The organism is Alicyclobacillus suci (genome assembly GCF_017329615.1).
In the GTDB taxonomy this organism is placed as follows: domain Bacteria; phylum Bacillota; class Bacilli; order Alicyclobacillales; family Alicyclobacillaceae; genus Alicyclobacillus; species Alicyclobacillus suci.
The window spans coordinates 1-4,648 of record NZ_JAFMTW010000087.1; the positions used below are offsets into that span (position 1 = coordinate 1).

Consider the following 4,648-nt stretch of genomic DNA (forward strand, 5'->3'; position numbering starts at 1 on the left):
GCACTTTCAGCATCCTCTCTCACCACCCTCAGGTCTTCGACAAACCAAAGGGTAGAATTAATAGAGTGGGTGTTGCAAGTGCCCATTCACTTTTCCGCCTCGTAACAACGCAGGCTAGCTCTGCAATTTTACGCTGCGGTTTTCTGCACTTTTATTATGCGGCATACACACATTACTCCTACAGGGCACAGGTGATAACACTGTATCATGGCAAACGGTTCAATTGCTTTACAATGATATGAAACAAACCAATCCTCACGTAAAACTTGATTTGGTTCCAGGAGGGAACCATGGTCTGAAAAATAAACAAGCAACAGTCAATCAGGTTATTAACTCCTGGTACGCTAAATACGGTGAAGGTACTGCATCATCGTAAGAAAACAATTTAGGGCACATCATGAATAACAGGTGCTATATCTTTTGCATGAACATGCGGTATAAGCACTGTCTTACTGTATTATCGGGCAGAGGAGTTCAGCATAGAGGCTATTTGTATAATAATGTGAATAAGGAGATGATTATCGATGATAAAAGGTCTTTATGAAGCACATTTACCTGTATCTAATATTAAAAATTCAGTTGAATTTTACCAGAAGATTGGACTAGAACTTAAGGTTGAGGATGATGACGTGGCGTTTATGTGGATTGTTCCACAGAGGAGTTTATTAGGTTTATGGAAACATGACATTTCAGATGAACGTGAGCCAGGAAGTTATCCACCAAACGGAAGACATGTTGCTTTTGAAATAGATTTTGAAGATATTCGACAAGCAGAGTCGTGGTTAAAAGAGTGTGGAATTAGTGTGGTACAGCACGGCAAATTACCATCAAGCGAACCCTATGTTAGACCACATATGAAAAATGCATCAGTATATTTTGATGACCCAGACGGTAATAACCTAGAGTTTATTTGTAATCTTCCAGATGGACCTTCTGAATCCGCTCAACTAATACACCTAAGTCAATGGAATGAATTGTAATCGCCTAAAAGTAATATAAATTAGGCTTGTCCAGGGCATATGCGACACAGGCATCATTCCCTCATTGAGCTAACAGAGAGAAGTGTTTGGGTATTCATGAAATTGTGGGCTGATTCGTCGGGCGAATGAATGGACAATGAGTGCAGGAGTGAAGTGGATCACCCATTTTTATGAAGGGGGATGGGTAAGTAGGATAACAATGATTATACCAACTACAACCACGCCAAACACATTAATCCAAATCCAAGTAGACTTCGATGAACGTTTTGGTGCATATTTGTTTGAGTCATTTTGAGAAGGGGTTCCTGATATCCATTCCCTAAATCGTAGGGGGTCTAGTGGCATTGAACGTCACCTCTCTGTCGTATGTGTTCTGAATTCCTATTACATTTTGAAATGAATTAGTATGTCGATTCCCATACTTACATACCCGTTTCTTTGTACCACTGATTAATATCGCTTTGTCCTTGTTTGTCGTGTACTCCATGACCCGCACCTGGAACTAAGATTAGATGTGTATTTTTATTTGTCTGCTTAAGCTCATGATAAAAGAATTGAACGGATTGCCAAGGAGCTATGGGGCCTGCTGTGCCTTGTAATAAGAGAGTTGGAGTGTGAATTTGTCTATAGTTGACTGATACACGTTCATACTTTTGCGAAGAAGGCTTAAAAGGACCGTAAACTGTAATCATATCGTTGTACCACCGAGAGGCTACAGGATTCTGTAAGTTGCTTTTCGCCCATTCACCCATGCTATCCCAACCAATAAATGGACTTACTGCGAGAACTGAATGAATATCTGGTCGCTCAGACGCGAGCTTTAATACAACGGCACCGCCAACAGATGTACCCAAAAGGTCAATATGGTATGCTTCAACATCGTAACGACTTTGAATAGCCTTTATAGCATTGTTGGTGTCAATTACCTCACCATTAAGGTCAGGTACAGTGCCATCGCTATCTTCGTAACCTCTGTACTCTGGAATCAATTCAATATAGTTACTTGAAGCACCTTGTAATATATTTGCATTTGCAGGGCTTGGCTCATGAGTTTCTGGTGTTGCGATATCAAAGCCGCCGTGGCAGTTGACCAGTAATGGATAACTACCCGATTTTTTTGGAACTGACACAAACGCTTCTGTCGGGGTGTTTTCGCTCCAATACACCATCTTGTATGTTTTCAGATTTGGAGGTCGGAAACAGTTATTGGTGTAAGGGAGATAACTTGCCCGTCCGTATTTGTGGGTGTGCTGGTTGCTTTAACAGTGGTGTTCTGTACTTTAGGGCGACTCACTTTATTAGTGGTATTTGAGCTATTAGGAGGTGCGAGTGTACTGCACCCAGTAACGAGAAGGAAAACACCAGCGATGGTTGAAGAAATTAAAAAAAACTCGCATTTCCTCATTCCTTTCTTCGTTGAATATTATACATCTCAATATTCGGCAATTGTCATCCATTTTACATTAATGACCAAGTGGAAATTATAAAATTTTTCGGTGAGTTTTTATTTACTGGAAAAAAGGAATTCTGGTGTGAATGTGGAAATATTTATGAGAGTGGAAGGTGGCGATAAAAATCAGTTTGTCTAAGCGAAGTACGTTAGTTGCTGGCGTTGTTATGATGGTGTTCTTCTTGTACGGCTGTAGCAATCAACTAGTCCCTAAAATTAATACCTCGACTATTCCTCTTGTCTCTACCCAATCCACAGCTAAGGCACCTTCAAGTCAATACATAGAATCGATTAAAAGCTCCATTGGTGGAAGCTCTGTTTCTAATATACAACTTCACTATATTCGTGTTCTCGATTCAACCCATTCACTATGCTTGTTTACGTTCGAACAGGGTGGGCAAACGCTATTCAACGAAATCTGTTTATCCAAGGAAAATGGCGAGTGGAAGGAATACTTCTCTGCTAACCCTGGACTAACGAAAATTTCAGTGCCATATTACAACATGAGTATGGGTGGTTCTTATGGCAATGGTTTTGAGTTTTTTATGGTAGGTGGTACTATCAATGACCCTGCAGTTGCATCCATTGCAGTGGAAACTTTAAATGGACAATTTATACGTAATCTCAAGATTATCGGTTCTGGGTCATTGCGGTTGTATGCATATGGACAACTCATTAACATTAAGGAATTTAAAGGATGGAAAGTTGTCGCTTACGATAAATACGGAAGTGTCATAAGTCCATCAAATACGCAATTAAAGAACATGGAGAACAACCCGAAGTTAAAAACGGATAACCAGCCCATTCCTTTACAAAATGTAAATTCCACTGTTTCCTGACACCAGTATCGTTGAGGAACAAAGTTGAATTTGTGGTAGTGGAGATGAAATGGGAGGAGAGGGTTGAAATGTCTAAATGTCCAAATTGCAGTGGTGATACATTTGAAATGGAGAGTGTACCAGTTCGGAATGCTCCAACTGAATTGTTTTCTATTAAATGCTCGAATAAATGCTCGAATTGTGAAACTGTGATTACAATGATTCCCCCTTATTGGGATACCGCATCAGGTTCGGTTATTAGTCAAATGGACTACTTATCAGACTTATTTCACAGAAGAAAGAAATAAGTCTGCGTAGGTAGTTGTAAAAAGGAGTTTGTACATGTTTACAGTAGGTCATCGTATTACGAATTTTAAAAATCCTGTGCATCTTGATTGGGAGTTATTTGTTTTTTAAAGCACTGTGGATATTGAGAATCGGAGAAAACGAACGTGGTTTTATTCTGAGGGGAGTTTTCGGTGTATTCATAGGGACATTCCCCTGGTGGGGGTTTTTCTTATTAAACTATGTACCGTATCTGTCGCATCTGGTTATAATTTCCCACTAATATACTTTTTATCATGAACTTGGAGGTTTTTTTGTTGGCTTCTAACAAGGCACTAGTTATCCGCCCGATTAAAGATGAGGACTTACCTATACTGTGGGAACTAATGTTTAAGGATAAATCACCAGAATGGAAGAAGTGGGATGCTCCGTACTATGAGCATCGAGCACTGGCTTGGGAAGATTATTTGGAAACCTGGAAGAACCGTGTTAATCAAGACGATAGGTGGGTAATTGAAGTCGGCAGTAAGGTTATTGGTACGGTGAGTTATTATTGGGAACACAAGCCCTCGAACTGGCTTGAAATGGGGATTGGTATCTATGACCATCACTACTGGAGTGGTGGATGCGGAACAAAAGCATTATCGCTTTGGATTGACCATTTATTCGATACACTACCACTGGTAAGAGTAGGTTTCGCTACATGGTCAGGCAATCATCGAATGATAAGAGTTGGAGAAAAGTTGGGTATGCAACTAGAAGGTCGCTTACGCAAATGCCGTTACTACAATGGTACATACTATGATTCTATTCGAATGGGACTTCTACGTGAGGAATGGGAAGAAGTTAAAGAACGAATCTTTGGTACATTGTTTAGCAATAACGACGGGGAGCTTATGTGACACAGGGCACTGGCTCACTTTTGATTTAACGACAAGAATATGAGGTTGACAGTGTAACCATCATAATGCAGGTTTAATGAAATGGAATTGCTCTTAAGCCCCGGTATATAATTGGGGTCTGCTGAATGAACCATAAACCTAATCGTAGCAAGGATTTCGCGTGCCAATTGTCGAAATAAAGTGTATGGATTTTGAGCGGAACAGGCGAAAAAC

At 40.2% G+C, this 4,648-nt stretch carries 4 protein-coding genes; 3 read left to right on the forward strand and 1 reads right to left on the reverse strand.

Annotated elements, in window-relative coordinates; genetic code table 11:
* The first annotated feature begins 524 nt into the window (after window positions 1–524).
* A complete protein-coding gene (locus tag J3482_RS19470) occupies window positions 525–980 on the forward strand; it encodes a VOC family protein (RefSeq protein ID WP_146824937.1) in 456 nt (151 codons plus the stop codon).
* Between the two features lie 422 nt (window positions 981–1,402).
* On the opposite strand, the gene J3482_RS19475 is transcribed toward J3482_RS19470, so the two are convergent.
* Window positions 1,403–2,149, reverse strand: coding sequence for an alpha/beta hydrolase family protein (locus J3482_RS19475; RefSeq protein ID WP_206923000.1), 747 nt, complete (start codon window positions 2,147–2,149; stop codon window positions 1,403–1,405).
* A gap of 394 nt (window positions 2,150–2,543) precedes the next feature.
* On the opposite strand from J3482_RS19475, the gene J3482_RS19480 reads away from it, so the two are divergent.
* Together J3482_RS19480 and J3482_RS19485 are read left to right on the forward strand one after the other, a co-directional pair.
* Complete coding sequence (locus tag J3482_RS19480; protein WP_206923001.1) at window positions 2,544–3,269, forward strand: hypothetical protein; 726 nt, start codon at window positions 2,544–2,546, stop codon at window positions 3,267–3,269.
* 581 nt (window positions 3,270–3,850) lie between these two features.
* On the forward strand, window positions 3,851–4,435 hold the full coding sequence (locus tag J3482_RS19485) for a GNAT family N-acetyltransferase (RefSeq protein WP_146824941.1): 585 nt from the start codon (window positions 3,851–3,853) through the stop codon (window positions 4,433–4,435).
* The last annotated feature ends 213 nt before the right edge of the window (window positions 4,436–4,648 follow it).

Excerpts from the sequence above, each read along its gene's own strand:
- J3482_RS19470 (WP_146824937.1), top strand. The coding sequence starts at position 525 with ATGATAAAAGGTCTTTATGAAGCACATTTACCTGTATCTAATATTAAA.
- J3482_RS19475 (WP_206923000.1), bottom strand. The coding sequence starts at position 2,149 with ATGGTGTATTGGAGCGAAAACACCCCGACAGAAGCGTTTGTGTCAGTT.